Source organism: Billgrantia antri, assembly GCF_019430905.1.
GTDB classification, from domain to species: domain Bacteria; phylum Pseudomonadota; class Gammaproteobacteria; order Pseudomonadales; family Halomonadaceae; genus Halomonas; species Halomonas antri.
On record NZ_JAHYCA010000001.1, the window covers coordinates 777,340 to 795,482 of the forward strand.

At 64.5% G+C, this 18,143-nt stretch carries 16 protein-coding genes; 9 read left to right on the plus strand and 7 right to left on the minus strand.

What is annotated here, in order from left to right:
• Window positions 1-9 precede the first annotated feature (9 nt).
• The 4 genes from KPL81_RS03600 (at window position 10) to KPL81_RS03615 (ending at window position 4,532) form a co-directional block, all read left to right on the plus strand.
• On the plus strand, window positions 10-216 hold the full coding sequence (locus KPL81_RS03600) for a dodecin (protein WP_149328065.1): 207 nt from the start codon (window positions 10-12) through the stop codon (window positions 214-216).
• A 113-nt stretch (window positions 217-329) separates the two neighbouring features.
• Window positions 330-1,703, plus strand: a complete 1,374-nt coding sequence (gene trkA / locus KPL81_RS03605; RefSeq protein WP_209474041.1) for a Trk system potassium transporter TrkA — start codon at window positions 330-332, stop codon at window positions 1,701-1,703.
• A gap of 43 nt (window positions 1,704-1,746) precedes the next feature.
• Window positions 1,747-3,195, plus strand: a complete 1,449-nt coding sequence (locus KPL81_RS03610) for a TrkH family potassium uptake protein (RefSeq protein ID WP_219790722.1) — start codon at window positions 1,747-1,749, stop codon at window positions 3,193-3,195.
• A gap of 98 nt (window positions 3,196-3,293) precedes the next feature.
• Window positions 3,294-4,532 (plus strand): TraB/GumN family protein, encoded by a 1,239-nt coding sequence (locus tag KPL81_RS03615; protein WP_219790723.1) that lies wholly within the window; start codon window positions 3,294-3,296, stop codon window positions 4,530-4,532.
• Between the two features lie 21 nt (window positions 4,533-4,553).
• Here KPL81_RS03615 and KPL81_RS03620 read toward each other — a convergent pair whose 3' ends face one another.
• On the minus strand, window positions 4,554-5,573 hold the full coding sequence (locus KPL81_RS03620; protein ID WP_219790724.1) for an alpha/beta hydrolase family protein: 1,020 nt from the start codon (window positions 5,571-5,573) through the stop codon (window positions 4,554-4,556).
• A gap of 139 nt (window positions 5,574-5,712) precedes the next feature.
• On the opposite strand from KPL81_RS03620, the gene KPL81_RS03625 reads away from it, so the two are divergent.
• Entirely contained in the window at window positions 5,713-6,717 is a 1,005-nt protein-coding gene (locus KPL81_RS03625; RefSeq protein WP_219790725.1) for a helix-turn-helix domain-containing protein, read from the plus strand.
• Between the two features lie 77 nt (window positions 6,718-6,794).
• Here KPL81_RS03625 and KPL81_RS03630 read toward each other — a convergent pair whose 3' ends face one another.
• Window positions 6,795-7,220 (minus strand): transcriptional regulator, encoded by a 426-nt coding sequence (locus tag KPL81_RS03630; protein WP_219790726.1) that lies wholly within the window; start codon window positions 7,218-7,220, stop codon window positions 6,795-6,797.
• A 182-nt stretch (window positions 7,221-7,402) separates the two neighbouring features.
• Here KPL81_RS03630 and KPL81_RS03635 point away from each other — a divergent pair, with 182 nt between their 5' ends.
• A complete protein-coding gene (locus KPL81_RS03635; RefSeq protein WP_219790727.1) occupies window positions 7,403-8,806 on the plus strand; it encodes a sensor domain-containing diguanylate cyclase in 1,404 nt (467 codons plus the stop codon).
• 6 nt (window positions 8,807-8,812) lie between these two features.
• Here KPL81_RS03635 and KPL81_RS03640 read toward each other — a convergent pair whose 3' ends face one another.
• The 3 genes from KPL81_RS03640 to aceK are packed head-to-tail and all read right to left on the minus strand — an operon-like array spanning window position 8,813 to window position 12,164.
• Window positions 8,813-9,613 (minus strand): tRNA-uridine aminocarboxypropyltransferase, encoded by an 801-nt coding sequence (locus tag KPL81_RS03640; RefSeq protein ID WP_219790728.1) that lies wholly within the window; start codon window positions 9,611-9,613, stop codon window positions 8,813-8,815.
• A 49-nt stretch (window positions 9,614-9,662) separates the two neighbouring features.
• Window positions 9,663-10,397, minus strand: coding sequence for an SIR2 family NAD-dependent protein deacylase (locus KPL81_RS03645; protein WP_209474051.1), 735 nt, complete (start codon window positions 10,395-10,397; stop codon window positions 9,663-9,665).
• A gap of 21 nt (window positions 10,398-10,418) precedes the next feature.
• Window positions 10,419-12,164 carry a bifunctional isocitrate dehydrogenase kinase/phosphatase gene (gene aceK, locus KPL81_RS03650; protein WP_209474053.1) on the minus strand — a complete coding sequence of 582 codons (1,746 nt, stop codon included), beginning with the start codon at window positions 12,162-12,164 and terminating at the stop codon, window positions 10,419-10,421.
• Between the two features lie 186 nt (window positions 12,165-12,350).
• Between aceK and KPL81_RS03655 the strand changes: the two genes are divergently transcribed.
• On the plus strand, window positions 12,351-13,514 hold the full coding sequence (locus KPL81_RS03655; protein WP_219790729.1) for a glycosyltransferase family 4 protein: 1,164 nt from the start codon (window positions 12,351-12,353) through the stop codon (window positions 13,512-13,514).
• A complete protein-coding gene (locus KPL81_RS03660; RefSeq protein WP_209474056.1) occupies window positions 13,486-14,028 on the plus strand; it encodes a phosphatase PAP2 family protein in 543 nt (180 codons plus the stop codon). Before KPL81_RS03655 ends, KPL81_RS03660 begins: the two co-directional genes overlap by 29 nt.
• A 2-nt stretch (window positions 14,029-14,030) precedes the next feature.
• Here KPL81_RS03660 and KPL81_RS03665 read toward each other — a convergent pair whose 3' ends face one another.
• Window positions 14,031-14,696 carry an SDR family oxidoreductase gene (locus tag KPL81_RS03665; RefSeq protein ID WP_219790730.1) on the minus strand — a complete coding sequence of 222 codons (666 nt, stop codon included), beginning with the start codon at window positions 14,694-14,696 and terminating at the stop codon, window positions 14,031-14,033.
• 177 nt (window positions 14,697-14,873) lie between these two features.
• On the opposite strand from KPL81_RS03665, the gene KPL81_RS03670 reads away from it, so the two are divergent.
• Window positions 14,874-16,292 (plus strand): hypothetical protein, encoded by a 1,419-nt coding sequence (locus KPL81_RS03670; RefSeq protein WP_219790731.1) that lies wholly within the window; start codon window positions 14,874-14,876, stop codon window positions 16,290-16,292.
• 26 nt (window positions 16,293-16,318) lie between these two features.
• Here the strand turns inward: KPL81_RS03670 and KPL81_RS03675 are convergent, their stop codons facing one another.
• Window positions 16,319-18,061: a bifunctional diguanylate cyclase/phosphodiesterase gene (locus KPL81_RS03675; protein ID WP_219790732.1), complete on the minus strand. Its 1,743-nt coding sequence runs from the start codon at window positions 18,059-18,061 to the stop codon at window positions 16,319-16,321.
• Window positions 18,062-18,143: the final 82 nt, after the last annotated feature.

Below are 18,143 nucleotides of genomic sequence, written 5' to 3' on the forward strand. Positions count from 1 at the left end.
GGAGCCCCTATGAGCGATCACGTCTACAAGCATATCGAACTGACCGGCTCTTCGGAGAAGAGCATCGAGGACGCTATCCAGCGTGCGCTCGACAAGGCCTCGCAATCCCTCCACGGCATGCGCTGGTTCGAGGTCGTGGACACCCGCGGCCACATCGAGAACGGTCGCGTCGGCCATTGGCAGGTCACGCTCAAGGTGGGCTTCACCCTGGATTGACGACGCCCGTTACCACACGAACCTGTTACATCACCTGCGGCTGGTTTATGCTAGCCACGAATGCTGCGACGCCATAACGGCGTCGCAGAGTCGTTTGACGGGCCTGATTGCATATGAAGATCATCATTCTGGGCGCCGGCCAGGTCGGCGGCACGCTGGCCGAACACCTGGCCCGCGAGGAGAATGACATCACGGTGGTGGATACCGACGGCGAGCGGCTGCGAGAGCTGCATACCCGACTCGACATCCGCACCGTGGTCGGTCCCGGCTCCTACCCGGTGGTACTGCGCCAGGCTGGCTGCGAAGACGCCGACATGCTGATCGCGGTGACCAGTCAGGACGAAGTCAACATGATTGCCTGCCAGGTCGCCCATACGCTGTTCCGCACTCCGACCAAGATCGCCCGGGTCCGCGCCACCGCCTACCTCACTCGCAAGGGGCTGTTCGCCCACGAAGCGGTGCCCATCGACGTACTGATCAGCCCCGAACAGGTGGTCACCGATCATATCCGCCGCCTGATCGAGCATCCCGGCGCTCTGCAGGTGCTCGAGTTCGCCGGCGGTCTGGTACAGCTGGTGGCAGTCAAGGCCTACTACGGCGGGCCGCTGGTGGGCCAGGACCTCGGTTTTCTGCGCCGCCACATGCCCAGCGTCGACACCCGCGTAGCGGCCATATACCGGCGCAACCGGCCGATCATTCCCCGGGGCGACACCGTGATCGAGGCCGACGACGAGGTGTTCTTCATTGCCGCCCGGCGCGACATCCGCGCGGTGATGAGCGAATTGCGCCGTGTCGATCGCGACTTCCGCCGGGTGATGATCGCCGGCGGCGGCAACATCGGCGAGCGGCTCGCCGAGCATCTCGAGCACAGCCATCAGGTCAAGATCATCGAGCACGGCCTGGAGCGCTGCACCACCCTCTCGGAGCGGCTCAATCGCACCGTGGTTCTGCACGGCAGTGCCACCAACAAGCGCCTGCTGGAAGAAGAGAACATCGAAGACTGCGACATCTTCTGCGCCCTGACCAACGACGATGAGGTCAACATCATGTCGTCGATGCTGGCCAAGCGCATGGGGGCCAAGAAGGTGTTGACCCTGATCAACAATGCCGCCTATGTCGACCTGGTCCAGGGCGGCGAGATCGACATCGCCATCTCGCCGCAGCAGGCCACCATCGGCAGCCTGCTGACCCACGTGCGCCGTGGCGACATCGTCAACGTACACTCGCTGCGCCGAGGTGCGGCGGAAGCGATCGAGGCCATCGCCCACGGCGATAACCAGTCCTCCAAGGTGGTGGGCCGTGCCATTGGCGAGATCGACCTGCCCCGCGGCACCACCATCGGCGCCATAGTCCGCGGCAAGGAGGTGCTCATCGCCCACGACGACGTGGTGGTGGAGTCCGGCGACCACCTGATCCTGTTCGTGATCGACAAGCGCCGCATCCGCGACGTCGAGCGTTTGTTCCAGGTCGGGCTGACGTTCTTCTGATGGCCGCCATGACGACACTCCGCGACGCCGGGAGCGCCGCCCGATGAGCCTACGAGTCATTCTGCGTATCCTCGGCCTGCTGCTGATGATGTTCAGCCTGACCATGCTGCCGCCGATTCTGGTCTCGCTGCTGTTCGGCGACGGCCAGTGGGATGCCTACACCATCGCCATCCTGATCACCGTGATGACCGGCCTGGTGATCTACCTGCCCAACCGCAACGCCCACAAGGAGCTGCGCATCCGCGACGGCTTCTTGATCGCTGCGCTGTTCTGGAGCGTACTCGGGCTGTTCGGTTCGCTGCCGCTGATGCTGACCGGCGACGCTGCCCTGGCCCCCACCGATGCGGTATTCGAGTCATTCTCGGGGCTGACCACCACCGGCGCCACCGTGATCACCGGCATCGAGTTCCTGCCCGAGTCGGTGCTCTACTACCGCCAGCAGCTGCAGTGGCTCGGCGGCATGGGGATCGTGGTACTGGCGGTGGCGATCCTGCCGACACTGGGCGTCGGCGGCATGGCTCTCTACCGTACCGAGATTCCCGGGCCGTTGAAGGACTCCAAGCTGACCCCGCGCATCACCGAAACGGCCAAGGCACTGTGGTACATCTATGCTGCGCTGACGCTGACCTGCTTCCTGGCCTACATGGCCGCCGGCATGTCCTGGTTCGATGCCTTGGGCCATAGCTTCTCCACCGTGGCCATCGGCGGCTTCTCCACCTACGATGCCAGCATCGGGCACTTCGACAGTGCCCTGATCGAGCTGATCTGCATGTTCTTCCTGGTCATCTCGGCGATGAGCTTCAGCCTGCACTTCCTGGCCTGGCGCGGTCGCCAGCTGCGGCACTATCTGCAAGACCCCGAGGCCCGATTCCTGCTGATTTTCCTCTCCCTACTCGCCGTCATCGTCGTCGTCTCGCTATGGCTGACCGGAACCCATGACACCGAACGCGGGCTGCGGCACGGGCTGTTCGAAGCAATTTCCATCGCCACCACTGCCGGTTTCGGCGTGGATGACTTCTCGGCCTGGCCAGGCGCCCTGCCCTTCCTGCTGTTCATGGCGGCCTTCGTCGGCGGCTGTTCCGGCTCCACCGGGGGCGGCATGAAGGTGATTCGCATCATCCTGATTCTCAAGCAAGGTATGCGCGAAGTGATGCGCCTGATTCACCCCAGTGCGGTAATCGCGGTGAAGGTCGGCAAGGTGAGCGTGCCCGACGGCATCGCCCAGGCGGTATGGGGTTTCTTCTCGGTCTATCTGATGCTGTTCTTCCTGATGCTGGTGGGCGTCATGGCCACCGGGGTCGATCAGGTCACCGCCTGGTCGACGGTGGCGTCATCGCTCAACAACCTGGGACCCGCCCTCGGCGAGGCTTCCGAGAACTATGGCGAGCTCCCCCAGCTCGCCAAGTGGATTCTGGTGGTGGCGATGCTGCTCGGCCGTCTCGAGATCTTTACCGTGCTGGTGCTGTTTACGCCTGCCTTCTGGCGCAAGTAGTGCAAGCTACGCTAGAGCATAGAGAGACGCTTCGGGTTTGGCCCGCCAGCTGGCTTAGTGGATAATCGGATCTTCACTTCTTGCGAACCCGAGGGTTCATGACCGACTCCCAGGAATCCGTGACCGACCCGCTCCAGGAAGGTGCCTTCAGCGGCCCCCATCGCATCGTCGAAGTGGGCGGCACCCGCTATACCCTGCTGGGTACCGCGCATGTCTCCGCCGAGAGCGCCGAGGACGTGCGTCGGCTGATCCGTTCCGGCGACTTCGACGCCGTGGCCATCGAGCTGTGCGATGCGCGCCACCACAACCTCAGCAATCCGGACGCCCTCGCCCAGCAGGATCTGTTCGAGATCTTCCGCCGAGGCAAGGCCGGCATGGTGGCGGCCAACCTGGCGCTGGGCGCCTTCCAGCAGCGGGTCGCCGAGCAGTCCGGCATCGAGCCGGGGGCCGAGATGCGTGCCGCCCTGGAGGAAGCACGAGACCACGAGCTGCCGTTGCTGCTGATCGATCGCGACGTGGGCATCACGCTCAAGCGCATCTATGCAAACGTGCCGTGGTGGCAGCGCATGTCGCTGTTCACCGGCCTGCTCGGCAGCGTGATGTCGCGCCAGGAGATCAAGCCCGAGGAGATCGAGCGATTGAAGGAGGGCGACGTGCTGGAGTCGACCTTCAGCGAGTTCGCCGCCGAATCGGAGACGCTGTATACCCCGCTGATTGCCGAGCGCGACCGCTACATGGTGCTGCGCCTGGCGGAACAGGCGCCACCCGGCCGCTACCGCAACGTGCTGGTCGTCATCGGCGCCGGCCACATGAAGGGCATGGTCGAGCACTTCGACGCCCCGCTTCCCGCCGAGCCGGAAAGGGAACGGCAAACGCTGGAGGCCACCCCGCCGCCGTCAAAGCTCTGGCGCGCCCTGCCCTGGCTGATCACGGCACTGGTGCTGACCGGCTTCATCATCGGTTTCTCGCGCAATACCGATCTCGGCTGGCAGCTGGTCGTCGAGTGGTTCCTGATCAACGGCGTGCTCTCGGGAATCGCCACGCTGGCGGCCCTGGCCCACCCCGTGACGGTGCTGGCAACCATGGTGGCGGCACCGCTGACCTCGCTCAATCCCACCATCGGCGCCGGCTTCGTCGCCGCCGGGGTCGAACTGTGGCTGCGCAAACCCAAGGTGCGCGACTTTTCACTGCTGCGCCATGACGTCACCGAGCTCAAGGGGTGGTGGCGCAACCGGGTCTCACGCACGCTGCTGGTATTCCTGTTCGCCACCCTGGGCTCCGCCGCCGGGACCTGGATCGCCGGCTTCCGTATCGCCGGGGCGCTACTCGGTGGCTGACTCGCACGGCGCATCCCGCGTTCACGGCCCCAAGAAACGTGTAATCGTCGCGATAGCCTCTTGATGTACCTGACGACGGTCGGCGCCCTCCGGGTCACTACAAATAGGATCATCTCCCTCCTCGGCAAGCCAGGCCTCCCCCTCTTCGGTACATTCGGCCAAAAAGGTGAAGTGGTTAGCCGGGGCAATCTCCACATGGGTGGCGTTAGGCAGCCGTGTTGCCAGTGCGCTCCCCTGAGGGCCGAGTTCCACGGCCGACCAACGCGACGCAGCGGCACCCAGGCTGATGAGTAGTGTAGGGTGCTGCAATGCCGCTATGCTGGTATCGGTATAGGCATAAGCGAACCCAGGGTCAACGGCGATGGCCTGCATCACTCGTGGGTCGAGAGCATCCTGCTCGATACCGTCAGGCAGTGTGCCGGGTACGATTCCTCCTTTGGCAAAGAACTGGCAATCGACTTCATCCCCCCGTCCCCGCTCGCAGTAGTTGCCGAAGGCGGACCAGTCGACCCGTAGACCTGCCAGGTTCAAGGCCGTAGCACCACCCAGGGAGAACCCCAGCGCGGTGATACGGGAAGTATCCACGTAGGGGGCGAATAGGGGATCGTCCAAGAGTTGGTCGAGGGCTGCCGAAAGATCGTGAGCCCGCTCCCAGAGGCGAATCGAGCGACGTGGTGAACTATCTCCGGTGGTACTGCCCGGGTGGTTGACGGCCAGCACCATGATGCCCTGCCGTGCCAAGGCCGACGATAACCATGCCAGGCTATCCATGTTGCCGCCGGAGCCATGGGAAAGCAGGATGAGTGGATGGCGACCCTCGGCGATCGCTGCACCAACATAGGCCGACTCCCCCTGGAAAATCGGCCCACTGCCGATCACGCTGCGATAAGTGGTGGTACCAGCCGGATACCATAGCGAGCCTTCGACGAGATGAGAGCGATGGCTGGCAGCAATATCCAGCCGATCATATCCCGCTATCGGTTCGGCCAAGGCAGAAAGGGAATATGCACACAACACAACGACACAGCAGAGAGCTTTCATCACGATATCCTTTTATGCTGGGGATTCCGATACAGCGTCCGCCATCCGCCGTGCTGTAACGACCTAAATCCCGTTTCAGGTCGCGCACAACCGGTTCCAGGTCCATATAAGGGCTTTATATATCTGCGAAGCTTGACTCATGCCTGCTCTACCTATCCCACTGGTCGTCGCCGTAATACTCGGCTTTCTGTTCGTCAGGGCCATGATCCGTGAAGAACGGCCTTGGCCGTTCGCCTGGCTGATCCTCGCCTGTGCCATGCAAGGCGCCGTCATCTCGCTCAACCAGCATTACGGACTTGCACCTTTCGCCAAGGTCCAGCCGGTAACGGCAACCCTGATCCCGCCACTGGCCTGGATCACCTTCCAGACCACCGCCATTCGCACCTACGATCCGGTCCGTGACTTGCCGCACCTGCTTACGCCGGCCTTCATCGCTTTCTGCACGGTCTTCGTCCCGCAGGCGCTCGATATCGTCATTCCTGCCGTCTTCGTCAGCTATGGCACAGCCGTACTAATCGTGCTGGGAAGGGTAGCCGGCGACCTCCCACTGCCTCGGCTCGAAACCGGTAACCGTCCCGGCTTGATCTGGCGGGTTATCGCTCTGGCACTGATTGTTTCTGCGATTAGCGATGGTCTGATCGTACTTGACCAAGTGTTGGGCCAGGGGCACTTACAACCCTGGATCATTACCATGTTTTCCTCACTTGCTCTGCTGGCGCTCGGCACCCTCAGCTTGTCGCATAGCCTGATGAGGGTGCCAGACGCAGAAGAGAGGATGCCGGCGCCCATGGCAGAACCTGGCCAAGATCGGGTGCTGATGGAGAAACTCGAAACGCTGATCACCTCGCAGGCTCTCTTTCTCGACTCCAATCTGACCTTGAACAAGCTGGCCCGCAAGCTGGGAGTCCCCGCCAAACGACTATCCAGTGCGATCAACCGAATGACCGGCGAGAACGTATCGCGCTATGTCAATGCGTACCGGATTGAGCATGCCTGCGCGCGGCTCAGAGCGGGAGAGAGCGTCACCGCAGCGATGCTCGACAGTGGCTTCAATACCAAGTCGAACTTCAACCGCGAGTTTCTCCGCCTGAAGGGGTGTCCACCACAAGTGTGGCAAACGAACGCAAGGAGTGAGGGGAGCTAGAGCCAAGCGGGGCTACGGGTCGGACTTTAAGCCTTCTACTCGGTGTCCGACTCATGATGGTGCATTCCGCCCGCTCTTCAGTCGTCGCGGAGCTTGGCTGTTGGCTCAGGCGCAGGAGGGTGGGCCTGGGAGAAGGCCTCGATGACCTGGGCCACCACCTTGCGCTGTGCCACCGGCAGGGCCAGGTAGCGCTGCAGCACAAGGCGCTCTTCGGCGCTGACCGAGGCATCCCAGGCACCACGCGGCTCGCTGATCCGATAGCCGCCGCCCTCACCGAAGCGCAGCACTTGGGGCTCGATCCCGAGCCACTCGGCCAATACCTGCAGTTTCTCCTGCTGCGGCAGGGTCTCCCCACACAGCCAGCGCCGTACGCCCTGCAGCGTGACGGGTTTACCCCAATAACGCAGGTTGAATTCCCGCTCCAGTATGGCAGGGCGCGGTTCGTAGCCGGCAGCGCGCATGGCGGCGGCCAGCCGCTCGGCGAAGGCAATTTTCTCGTTCATCGTGGGAATGTGCCGCGCACACCGGACTAGCGGTTAAACCGCGGTTGATCTAATGTGACAACCAATGGTTTACTCCCGTCATGACATGATCCGCGTGTGCCGTGCCAGCCTTCCCGGCTGACGCGTCACGTGTTCAGGGCGGCAGCCACCCTCGCTGCCGGCGACACAACAGGAAAGGCTCCATGCCGGACTCGCTTGAAAGGGAACTCGATGCGAGCGTCTGCCCGTCAGCGGCGAACGCCACCCACGGTGCCATACAGCCTCATGGCTGCCTCATTGGTTTCGACAGCGACTGGCGAAGAGTGTGCCTCGCCAGCACCAACCTGCCGCGCTTCTTCGGCCTCGCATCGACCGAGGCACTCGGCTGCCCGCTAGAACGAGTCGTGGGGGGCGGCGCCACCGTTGCTCTGGAGAGGGCGCTGGCCTTGGGGTCGCCCGGCATCTCGCTGCCTGCCAGGCCCGCAAGTGGCGCCTTGCAGCGGCTCCATCTCTCCCTTCATGCCACAGGGCGACTCATCATACTCGCTGCCGAGCCCCTGGAGGGAACGGCACATGACCTGCCGGGGCTCGGCTATGCCTGGGGCACACGCCTTGCCCAAGCCGACAGCACAGGAGAGCTGGACGCGCGACTCCAGCAGGCCTTGCATGCTCTGACCGGCTTCGAGTTCTGCACCTTGTCCCAGCCGAAACGGGCGGGGCCGGCGACCGAACATCTCCCCGGCGAGCTGAGCCACAGTGACTACCCGCCACTGTGGCTGGTCGATAGCCGGGCGGTACCGGTCGAACTCCTCGCGACACCGGGCATCAATGCCGATCTCTCCGATTGCCCGTTGCATCTGCCTGCGCCGATGCTACACCGCTGGCTGGCCGACCGTCAGGCCCGCGCGGCGCTCATGCTTGACCTGCAGGCAGCCCGCCCGGAACGAAGATACGCCGTGTGCTGGGATCGCCGACCGCGCTCTCTTGCCCCACCCCTGAGGCATCTGTTGCTGCAGCTCGTCCAGACGGCGGCGCTGCGTCGGACGCTGCTTGACGAGACGCAGCAGACGCAACAACGATACCGCCTCCTGTCTGAGCGCAACAGTCGCCTCCAGCGGCTCGCCTATACCGACCCGCTGACCCAACTGGCGAATCGACACCGCATCGAGCGGGTGCTCGAAACCGAACTGGCGCTGGCCAGCCGCACGGATGCCCCCTTGGCAGTGCTGCTGTTCGACATCGACCATTTCAAGCCGATCAACGATACCCATGGCCATGAGACGGGCGACCGAGTGCTGTCTCAGGTCGCCCGGCAGGCCCAGTCACATCTGCGCGACTCCGACCACCTGGGGCGCTGGGGCGGTGAGGAGTTCATCGTCGTCATTCCGTGCTGCGAGCTGTCTCGGGCGCGTGAACTGGCATGGCGTATGTGCCGCGCCCTGGCGCAGCGCCGGATCGATCCCGTAGGGCAGGTCACCGCCAGCTTCGGCGTCGCCACCAGCCAACCCGGCGACAGCTGCCGCACCCTGGTGCGACGCGCCGATCAGGCCATGTACCTGGCCAAGCAGGCGGGACGAGCCTGCGTGCGAACCCAGGAAGCCGGCTGAGCTCTCTCACTCACCACGGTATGCCAGCAACCGACGCATCGCCGGCGTCGGCTGCTCGATCTTCTCGTAGCGGCGGCTGGCGGCATAGCTGACATTGAAGGCGTCGAAATAGTCGTCCAGCAAATGAGCCGCCTCGCCGTCGCCGCTCTGGCGCAGCAGCTCGGCGGCCACCTCGGCGGTGCACAGGTGGGACTGGGACGCCGGCTTGCGCAGCCGGTAGCGGGTCAGGCGCGTGGTGGCCAGCGGCAGCACCGGCAGCCGGTCGAGGTAGGGGCTCTTGCGGAAGATCCGCCGCGCCTGGCGCCAGGTGCCGTCGAGCAGGATGAAGACCGGCACCTTGCCCTGATGCTTGGCGACCTCGACGGCGTCCATGCCCACGACCCGGTCGGCATAGTCGGGCTGGTCGTCGGGGAAGATCACGAAGGGGGCGAAGTGCGGGTCATCGAGCAGTGCCAGCAGCCTTTCATCGGGGGCCGTCCGGTACCAGGTAAAGACCTCGGTATCCGGCAGCACATCACGGATCAGGCGCCCGGTATTGGTCGGCTTGAGATGCTCCAGCGGATGGGTGATCAGCCACACCCGCGCCTTGCTCTCGGCGCTGGCCCGGTAGGGGCATAGGCAGTTCAATACCGGCAGGTTGCAGCCAGGGCAGCGCTCGGTAAAACTGCCGCGTGCCTTGAATTCGCGCCGCGGCGGGCGTGGATGACCGGTTACGGGGTCATGAGAAAGCCCGGTTGCGGGGTCATGCGAAAGCCCGGTGACAGGCTCGCGGTCGCCAAGATCGGCCCGGTAAGTCTCATCCAGCATCATTGCGTATCCAGGGAGCGGCGGGGACGGCATTCTAGCATCCTGACGCTTACCCAAGCAGGATTTCCGGCACCCACAGCCGCCCCTCGCGCCGCCAGTGGCGAACCAATGCCGGCACTCCCTTGCCAGCAGACTGGCTGATGCGGGTCACGCCCGGTGGCGCCAGCGACTCGGCCTCGGGATCGACCAGCACACTGGGCGTCTCCAGCGGCGTGCATTCGAGCAGTGAGGCGGCCGGCATGACGGCCAGCGAGGTGCCCACCACCAGCAGCAGGTCGGCTTCGGCGACGATCTCGCAGGCGTCCGAAAAATGCGGTACTGCCTCGCCGAACCACACCACGTCGGGGCGCAACTGGCTGCCCTTGTCGCAGATGTCGCCCAATTCGATGCCGCCGCGCGGAAGCGGGTACTGCATACGGGCGTCCACCGTGGAGCGCGCCTTGAGGATTTCGCCATGCAGGTGCAGCACGTTGCGCGAGCCGGCGCGCTCGTGAAGGTCGTCGATGTTCTGGGTAATGATGCTGACCCGAAAACCCTGCCGCTCCAGTGCCGCCAGTGCTCGGTGGGCGGCATTGGGCCGCGCCCGGCGAACCTGCGCGCGGCGCAGGTTGTAGAAGTTCAGTACGCGAGCGGGGTCGCGCCGCCAAGCCTCGGGCGTGGCGACTTCCTCGATGCGATGCTCGGCCCACAGCCCGTCACTGGCACGAAAGGTCTGGATCCCGCTCTCGGCACTGATGCCCGAGCCGCTGAAGACCACCAGATGGGGGCGACTGTCGTTTGCCATCACTGCCCTCTTGTCGCGGCGTCAATAGACCAGACCGTTCTCTTCGCTGGCGCTGAAGCGCTGCTTGTTACGATAGGGATAGACGTCGATCACGCGCCCATCGACGATCGCCTGCTGCAGTCCCTTCCAGTAGTCGGCGTCGAAAAGTTCCGGATGCAGCTGGTTGAAGAGCTTGCGCAGCTTGAGATCGGCGAACAGGAACGGGCCGAATTCCTCGGGAAAAATATCATTGGGCCCTACCGAGTACCAAGGTTCGCCGGACAGCTCCTGCTCCGGGTACATCGGTTCGGGAATGTGCCGGAAGTTGCACTCGGTGAGGTAACACACCTCGTCGTAGTCGTAGAAGATCACCCGGCCGTGCCGGGTCACGCCGAAGTTCTTCAACAGCATGTCGCCGGGGAAGATGTTGGCCGCGGCCATCTGCTTGATGGCGTTGCCGTAGTCCTTGAGTACGGCGCGGGTCTCCTCCTCGCCGATCTGCTCCAGGTAAAGGTTGAGCGGGGTCATCATGCGCTCGGTGTAGCAGTGCTTGATGATGACCTTGTCGCCCCTGAGGTACACGGTGGAGGGTGCCACCTCCAGCAGATGCTCGAGGCACTCGGGCGCGAAGTGATCCTGACGCGCGATGAAGTTGGAGAACTCCTGGGTGTCGGCCATGCGCCCGACCCGGTCGTGGCGCTTTACCAGCCGATACTTCTCGCGCACCGTTTCGTGGCTCATCTCCTTGGAGGGATCGAAGCGGTCCTTGATGATCTTGAACACGGTGCGAAACGAAGGCAGCACGAACACCGCCATGACCATGCCGCGTACGCCGGGGGCGATGATGAACTTGTCCTCGCGCTTGGCCACCTGGCGATTGAGCGCACGGAAGAATTCGGTCTTGCCGTGCTTGAAGAAGCCGATCGCCGAGTAGAGCTCCCCCTCCGGCTTGTCGGGCATGAGCTGCTGGAGGTAATCGACGAACTCGCCCGGCACCTGGACCTCGACCTGGAAGTAGGCGCGGGTGAAGGAGAAGATGATCGACACCTCGTCCGACTCGATCAGCACGGTGTCCAGATGCAGCCCCTCACCCTGCTCGTGCAGGATCGGCAGCACCAGCGGCACCTGCTCGCCATCGCCACGGATGCGCCCCACCAGGTAGGCGCCCTTGTTGCGGTAGAACACGCTCTTCAGCAATTCGATCTCGGCGTCCGGAGCGCCAAGGAGCGTCGGCGGCAGGTGGCCACGCAGGAACTCGCCGCCCAGGCGCACGTCCCGCGTCAGGTCCTCGAAGGGAGTCTCGAACGGCGCCTCGGCCAGCGCCCAGCGGATCGCCTCCTCCCAGTCGCCCCCGACCCGCCGGCTCCGACACGGCTCGAGGCCCGAGTGGTGGGCTGCCCCATCCCGCGAACTGTAGACGAACATCCAATCGTTGCGGATGTGGCGGTGATGGAAGATCGAGCAGAACAAGGAGTTGAAGTAGGTTTCGGCCAGTTCGTAGTCGAGCCGCTCGCTGATCAACTCGGCATAGTGGTTGCGGGCTTCACGCCAGCACTCGCAGTGGGTCAGATCGTCCTCGTCCAGGGCGCGCTTGAGCCGGCCCAGGGTTTCGCCGACCTTCTCCTCGTAGAGGTTGATGCGCTCGGCGGAGGCTTGCTGGGCTTCGCGCCAGGCGGCATCGCGAAAGCGCCGGCTGGCATCGGCGGTGATCTCCTTGAAGCGAGTACGATACTCGTCGAAACCGTGCAGGATGGTGGCAGCGAGACGATAGGCGGGCGAATGCTTCATGGCGGACTCCGGGCAGCTTAGGCCCCCAGCTTCGCCAATTCTCGCCGATCGTGCGAGGCGACCAAGGTGGAGCGCGCTGTAGTGCCACGACAGCGGGCCTCGTCATCCTTTCATCACTGTCCTGTCGCAGAGCCGTCATCCCCGGCTGGCATGCTCGCTCACAAGCTCCCAGGCAGCGAGGATGCCATGCGAATCTGTCTAGTCAGCGAGACCTGGACGCCCGAGATCAACGGCGTCGCCCATACCTTGGCGCAGCTGAGCCAGGAGTTGCTGGCACGAGGCATGTCGCTGCAGCTCATCCGCCCCCACCCGGCCGATGCCAACGCGCCGCGCCGAACGCCGGGCATGCAGGCTGAACTGAGGGTGGCGGGCATGGCGATACCCGGCTATCGAGCCGTGCGCATCGGCATGCCCGCGGCACGGCGTATTCGGAGAATGTGGCACAAGCAGCGCCCCGACGTGGTCTATCTGGCCACCCAGGGGCCGCTAGGCTGGTCGGCACGGCGCGTGGCCCGGCGCATGGGCATTCCCCTGGTGGCTGGCTGGCACACTAACTTCGACCACTATTGCGGTGACTATGGCCTGCCCTGGCTGGCCCCGACCCTGATGCGGGGACTGCGCCACTTTCACAACGCCTGCCAGGCAACCCTGGTCCCCACGCGCCAGCAGGCGAACGATCTTTCGCGACAGGGCTTTCATGGCCTCGCGGTAATGGGTCGCGGCATCGATCATCAGCGGCTCTCCCCCGCACTGCGCTGTGCCGAACTGCGTCGCAGCTGGAACGTCGACGAACACTGCCCGGTGGCGCTGTATGTCGGTCGTCTGGCGGCAGAGAAGAATCTCGGGCTGCTGCGCGAGACCCTGCATGCCATGCGCAGCGCGCGTCCCGACATGGCCCAGGTGATCGTCGGCGACGGGCCGGCGCGCCGATCGCTGGAGAAAGCCCTGCCGGACGTGCGCTTCACCGGTTTCATCTCGCCGGAGGCCCTGGCCCGTCACTATGCCAGCGCCGACCTGTTCCTGTTTCCCTCGCTCTCGGAGACATGGGGCAACGTGGTCCCCGAGGCCATGGCCAGCGGTTTGGCCGTGGTGGCCTACCGCCATGCCGCCGCCGCCGAGCTGATCGACAGCGGCGTCAACGGCGTGACCGTGCCCGCCGGCGATGCCGAGGCGTTTCGCGAAGCCGCCGTGGCGTTGTGCCAGCAGCCGGCCCGCTATGCGCAGCTCGGCCGCGCCGCCCAACTGCGCAGCCAGGCCTGCCGCTGGTCGGTCATCGCCGATACCTTTCTGACCGTACTCGAGCAAGCCCGGGAGGTGAGCCATGCGACCACGCACCCTTGCGGTATTTGACCGTCTCGACCTGCTGGAGTGGCGGCTATGCCAGCGTTTCGCCAGCCTGAGCCTCTGCTCCCCGTGGCTGACCACCCTGCGCCTGGCCAGTCGCGTGGGCGACTGGCCGGCATGGGTACTGCTGATCGCCGCCCAGCCACTGCTTCAGCCCGAGGCCGGCTGGCACTTTCTGGTGCAGTATGCGGCAACGGGGCTCGTCGCCATCCTCGTCTATCGATTGATCAAGACCCGGCTGTGCCGCGAGCGTCCCTTCATCACCTTCGTCAATGTCATCCAGTGCGGCGAGCCGGCCCGGGACCGCTACAGCTTTCCCAGCGGGCACACCATGCATGCGGTGATGTTCTGCGTGATGACCGCCGCCCATGCCCCGTGGCTGCTGCCCCTGCTGATTCCGCTGGCGGTACTCATCGCACTCTCACGGGTCGGCCTGGGGCTGCATTACATCAGCGACGTCGCCGCCGGCGCCGCGATCGGCTATGGGTTCGCCCTGACCAGTCTCTATCTGGCCGGATGATGCTACCAGGGCAGCGCCTCGCCATTGCTGTGCCAAAATCCGCCGCTGGTCTCGAGCGTCAGTTCCGCGATGCGCGTCGCGATGCCGGCGGCGGCCTCTTCGGGGGGAATCAAGCCACCAAAATTGACCATGCGGGTCTGCACGTAGCCCGGATGGAGCAGAGCGACGGCGATGCCCTTGGGCTTGAGGTCGATGGCCAGCGACTTGCCGAAGGCATTCAGCGCCGCCTTCGAGGCCCGGTAGCCATAGCGCCCTCCCGAGTCGTTGTCGGCAATCGAGCCCATGCGGCTGGTGACGTTGGCCACCTTGCTGCCGGGGCCCAGGTTGTCGAGCAGTGCCTCGGTCACTCGCAGCGGGCCGTAGGCATTGACTTCCATCTGTCGCTGGATGGCAGCGAAGTCGAGCGAGCCCAGCGACTCGTCGTGAAGCAGGCCGGCATTGTTGATCAGCAGCTCCAGTCGTTGCCCGCGCACGGCCTCGGCGAGCCTCGCGACATCCTCGGCGCGGGTCACGTCGACTCCTTCGATCACCTGCTCGGCGATTTCGCCGAGTTCGGGCGACCCGGTGCGACAGACGCCGACCACCAGCCAGCCTTGTGCATGGTAGTGCCGGGCCAGCGCCAGACCGATGCCGCGATTGGCCCCCGTGATCAGCACGCGCGAAGACATGAACTAACTCCTCTGTGGGGTGATAGGTAGTCAGTGTGGCGCCGAGAGCCCGTAGTGCAAGCGCCGATTCGGCACATTTCCTTCAACGTAACGATGAGCATATAATGGTTACCCAATGTAATGCCCGTTCCAGGGCTCTTCACCCACCGATGCCTGCCATCGAACAAGGATGATTTCATGGCCAATCGCGCCTCTACCGTCACTCTCGCCGCCCTGGGCGGCGCTGCCGTCGGCCTGGTTGCCGGCTGGCAGCTGCCCGACCTGGTCCCGACCACGACGCCGATCATCGAAGAAGCGGCTGCCGAAACCGCCGCGTCGCCTGCCCTGACAGTGGGCGAGCGCCAGCGGGGTGAGATCACCTCGACCAGCGAGCTCAATGGCAAGGATGGCAGCCGCTTCCAGCGCTTCACCCTCTCGCTGGAGGAAGGAGCACTGATCGAGATCGAGCTCGACGGCCCGCTGCAGGGCACTCTCTCGCTCTATGACGGCGAGGAGAACCTGCTCGCATCGAGTGCCGATCCGGCCTACTACGATCCTTCCGCAGCCGCCTCGTTGCGTCGCCGTATCGACCAGAGCGGCGACTACATGCTGGTAGTCAGCGGCTACGATAAGCACAGCTATGGTCCTTTCACCGTGACCAGCCGGGAGATGGAGCTCACCACCAGCGATACGCTCGAGATGCCTTCGCATGCCGACGGCTGGCTGCAGGGTGACGGCGATACCTTCGACGTGACGATCGATGAGAGCGGCCTGTACCAGATCGAGATGCGCTCCAGTGACGTGGATGCCTACCTGGTGCTGGAAGGCCCCAATGGCTACCGCCGTGAGGACGACGACAGCGCCGGCAACCTTGACGCACGCATCGCCGACTTCCTCGAGCCGGGCGATTACCGCCTGACCGCGCGCGCCGCCTACGACCACGACGGCGGACTCTACACCCTGGAACTCGCGCCGCATGCCCAGGCCGATGGCGCAGCACTGCGCAACAGCGGCGAACTGACGTTCGACGAGCCGCTGCAGGGTTGGTTCAGCGGCGAGGCCCTGAGCTACGAGTTCACCCTCGAGTCACCGGCAGCGGTGACCATCGACATGCTTTCGTCCGACTTCGATGCCTACCTCGAACTGCAGGGCGACAATGTCTTCGTCAGTGACGACGATGGCGGCGATGAGCTCAACGCCCGCCTCTACTCTCCCCTCGAGGCCGGCAGCTACCGACTGACCGCTCGCAGCCATGCGGGTAACGGCAGCGGGCTGTTCGAGCTGCGCGCCAGCAGTATTCCGCTGGACGAGCTGCCCAGCAACGGACAGCTGGAGGTCGACAGCCCGGTACGCGCGCGACTCGATCCGGGTGCTCGCGACTACTATGAGGTCGTGGTCGAGGAAGCCGGCCGCTATCGCCTCGATCTGCTCTCGGACGAATTCGATGCCTACCTCGAGCTCGACGGTAATGGGCAGTATCTGCGCGACGATGACGGTGCCGGTGGGCTGAATTCACGTATCAGCAGTCATCTGGAGCCGGGCAGCTACCGTGCCACCGCCCGCGCCTACGGCAGTAGCGAGAGCGGCAACTATACCCTTCAGCTGTATCGCGAGTGAGGTGAGCCAGTCTCGCTGGCCGGCCACTAGCCATGGGCATGCTGGCGGCGCTCGACGAACAGGCTATTGCCGGCCTGTCGCTTGGCCTGCTGCTTGAGCTCGGAGAGTTCCGCGGCGATGGTGAGGGGATCGTGGCCACGCCCGTCCCCCACCGGGCGAGCCGCCAGCGATAGACTGACAAAGGGGTAGTGGGTGAGCCGTCCCTGGCGGCTCTTGACCCACACGCCCCCTCCCCGCCGATCTTCGGCATCATAGAAACCGGGCGCCATGTCACCGAACGCCTCGAGTATCGCGTGGCAACGGCGCTCCCAGCGCTCCCCGGCGAGCAGCAGCATGAAATCGTCGCCGCCGACATGTCCCAGGAAATCGTTCTGGCCGGCCTGCTGATCGAGCAACTGTGCCAGTGCCGTGATCACCCGATCGCCGCGCGCATAGCCGTAGGCGTCGTTGTAGGCCTTGAAGTTGTCCAGGTCGCAGTAGACCGCGGTAAAGGCCACCCCGGCTTCCAGCCACTCGCTTAACGTCTCGTTGATCAACAGATTGCCCGGCAGCCCGGTCAAGGGATTGGCATGCCGTGCCTGACGCACCTGAATGGCGGTGATCTCGCGCAGCAGGTCGACGATGTTGCCCATGCCGAGGTAGTCCCCCTGGGCATCGACGATCACGAAGTCCTCCTGTGGCATATCGCGACTGTCGGTGAGTTGCTGGCTGAGCGCGCTCAGCGGTGTCTCGTCCAGGGCGATCGGTACCCGCGGGTCGATCAGTTCCCTCACCTGGCGTTTGGCGAACAGGGCATGGCTATAGGGGTTGGTGAACAGGGTCAGGAACGCATTGCGCCGGATCACACCCAACGGACGCCCCGCCTCGACCACCGCCACGCAGCGCAGCTCGGGATCGGCACGAAAGTGGTCCGCCAGGTCAAGCACCGCCCACTGTGGCGTGATGGGCATCAGGGGCTTGAGGATGACACGGGCACTACGCACCTTTTCCTGGCGCAATGGGGCACCGATGCGAAGGAACGTCTCGATCTCGCGCGGCGGGTTGAGGCTGGGGCGCGCAAAGTAGTAACCCTGCAGCAGCGAAAGGCTTCGGTCGAGTTCCCACAGGCAGCGGTACTCCTCGATGGTCTCGACACCTTCGGCGATCAGCTGGCACCCCAGGCTGCGCGCCACATCGAGAATCGAGCGCAGAAATTCCCGCTTGCCCGGTTCGCGGTCGATGCCGGCGATGAAATGACGGTCGAGCTTGACGAAGTCCGGGCGCAGCTCGGCCCAGTGCCGCAGACTGGAATGACCGGCCCCCAGATCGTCCAGCGCCACCTGAAAGCCCATGTCCCGGTAATGCGCCACCGCCTGCCGCATCAGCGCATAGTCCTGGATCGGCACGTGCTCGGTCAGCTCGATCACTACCCGGTTGGGGGCCAGGCCCTGTTCATGCAGGTAGCCAAGAGTCAGCCCCTCGCGAAAGTCGCGATCGACGATGGTGGACGGCATGACGTTGAGAAACAGCCGCCCCGGCAGACCGAGCCTAGCGAAGGCGGCAATCGCCAGACGCCGACACATCAGGTCGAGATCGACCAACAGTCCCGTGCGCATCGCCACATCGAACAGCGTCAGCGGGGATTGCAGCCACGTGCCCTCCGGCCCGCGAATCAGTGCTTCGTAGCCATGCACCCGCTGCCGGCCCACATCGACGATGGGCTGAAAGCAAGGTGTGAGCCGTTCACCTTCGGTGATTGCCCTGAGCTCCTGTGCCTCTCGGCAGGCCATGGCACGCCCCCTCGGTTCCCATGGAAAGGGCAACGATGCGACATATTCGTGACAGAGTCGTGACATAGCCGACACACTCGTC

What these genes read in the sequence shown, in the direction of transcription:
- KPL81_RS03610 (WP_219790722.1), top strand. Translation starts at nt 1,747, where the DNA reads ATGAGCCTACGAGTCATTCTGCGTATCCTCGGCCTGCTGCTGATGATG.
- KPL81_RS03615 (WP_219790723.1), top strand. Translation starts at nt 3,294, where the DNA reads ATGACCGACTCCCAGGAATCCGTGACCGACCCGCTCCAGGAAGGTGCC.
- aceK (WP_209474053.1), bottom strand. Translation starts at nt 12,164, where the DNA reads ATGAAGCATTCGCCCGCCTATCGTCTCGCTGCCACCATCCTGCACGGT.
- KPL81_RS03645 (WP_209474051.1), bottom strand. Translation starts at nt 10,397, where the DNA reads ATGGCAAACGACAGTCGCCCCCATCTGGTGGTCTTCAGCGGCTCGGGC.
- KPL81_RS03635 (WP_219790727.1), top strand. Translation starts at nt 7,403, where the DNA reads ATGCCGGACTCGCTTGAAAGGGAACTCGATGCGAGCGTCTGCCCGTCA.
- trkA (WP_209474041.1), top strand. Translation starts at nt 330, where the DNA reads ATGAAGATCATCATTCTGGGCGCCGGCCAGGTCGGCGGCACGCTGGCC.
- KPL81_RS03675 (WP_219790732.1), bottom strand. Translation starts at nt 18,061, where the DNA reads ATGGCCTGCCGAGAGGCACAGGAGCTCAGGGCAATCACCGAAGGTGAA.
- KPL81_RS03625 (WP_219790725.1), top strand. Translation starts at nt 5,713, where the DNA reads ATGCCTGCTCTACCTATCCCACTGGTCGTCGCCGTAATACTCGGCTTT.
- KPL81_RS03670 (WP_219790731.1), top strand. Translation starts at nt 14,874, where the DNA reads ATGGCCAATCGCGCCTCTACCGTCACTCTCGCCGCCCTGGGCGGCGCT.
- KPL81_RS03665 (WP_219790730.1), bottom strand. Translation starts at nt 14,696, where the DNA reads ATGTCTTCGCGCGTGCTGATCACGGGGGCCAATCGCGGCATCGGTCTG.
- KPL81_RS03660 (WP_209474056.1), top strand. Translation starts at nt 13,486, where the DNA reads ATGCGACCACGCACCCTTGCGGTATTTGACCGTCTCGACCTGCTGGAG.
- KPL81_RS03655 (WP_219790729.1), top strand. Translation starts at nt 12,351, where the DNA reads ATGCGAATCTGTCTAGTCAGCGAGACCTGGACGCCCGAGATCAACGGC.
- KPL81_RS03600 (WP_149328065.1), top strand. Translation starts at nt 10, where the DNA reads ATGAGCGATCACGTCTACAAGCATATCGAACTGACCGGCTCTTCGGAG.
- KPL81_RS03640 (WP_219790728.1), bottom strand. Translation starts at nt 9,613, where the DNA reads ATGCTGGATGAGACTTACCGGGCCGATCTTGGCGACCGCGAGCCTGTC.
- KPL81_RS03630 (WP_219790726.1), bottom strand. Translation starts at nt 7,220, where the DNA reads ATGAACGAGAAAATTGCCTTCGCCGAGCGGCTGGCCGCCGCCATGCGC.
- KPL81_RS03620 (WP_219790724.1), bottom strand. Translation starts at nt 5,573, where the DNA reads ATGAAAGCTCTCTGCTGTGTCGTTGTGTTGTGTGCATATTCCCTTTCT.